General features: G+C 56.7%; 2 protein-coding genes and 1 pseudogene. All 3 read left to right on the top strand.

The window, feature by feature from the left end; translation table 11 throughout:
* A pseudogene (locus SxD43FB_RS23900) lies at window positions 1–94 on the top strand (IS5/IS1182 family transposase); the annotation flags it as partial.
* Complete coding sequence (locus SxD43FB_RS25055) at window positions 91–282, top strand: hypothetical protein (protein WP_141249655.1); 192 nt, start codon at window positions 91–93, stop codon at window positions 280–282. The pseudogene SxD43FB_RS23900 and the gene SxD43FB_RS25055, both read left to right, overlap by 4 nt.
* Before the next feature lie 44 nt (window positions 283–326).
* Window positions 327–582: transposase (locus tag SxD43FB_RS23895; RefSeq protein WP_255245893.1), on the top strand; the 256-nt coding region annotated here is incomplete at its 3' end.

Below are 582 nucleotides of genomic sequence, written 5' to 3'. Positions count from 1 at the left end.
CGCCAAGGACTTTGAACAGACCATCGCATCGGCAACTGCGTGGCTGTTCATAGCTTCCATCCAGCTATTCGCGCGTCGCATCGCAAGACTATGAAATTTCATCGGATAATTATGAATCAGGCTCTAAATATCGAAGATTATCGCACTTGGGCTGAGGCTCGTTTGGCGGAGGCAAAATCGCAAGGTGTTGATAAAACACAGGCCTTGCGTGGATGGGTCATCGCCTATGCAGAAAGTCTCGCTCAAATGCGCAGCGATGAAGTAGCCCCCAAAATCGCCTGACAGGCCCTCACACTTATGGAAGTGTGATGCATATGCCTGACCGTATGACTGGAACATATGACCGCGTAGAGGTCATTACCTCGGTGCAGCGCCGTCGGCGCTGGACGCCCGAGGAGAAGATTCGCATCGTTGAGGAGACCTATTTGCCGGGGAACTCGGTGTCGCTGGTCGCGCGCCGCCATGGCATCGCGGGCAACCAGCTATTCACCTGGCGACGGCTGATGACTCAGGGCGCACTCACAGCCGCTGCGGCCGGCGAGGAAGTTGTGGCCGCATCCGACTACCGCGCGCTTGAGGCGC

Origin of the sequence: Sphingobium sp. D43FB, from assembly GCF_002312805.1 — a bacterium.
GTDB lineage: Bacteria > Pseudomonadota > Alphaproteobacteria > Sphingomonadales > Sphingomonadaceae > Sphingobium.
Note: the sequence above shows the minus strand (reverse complement) of the source record. Positions and strands in the feature narration are given on the sequence as shown.

Bases quoted from the DNA above. Each gene is read 5' to 3' on its own strand.
- SxD43FB_RS25055 (WP_141249655.1), top strand. From the start codon at position 91: ATGAAATTTCATCGGATAATTATGAATCAGGCTCTAAATATCGAAGAT.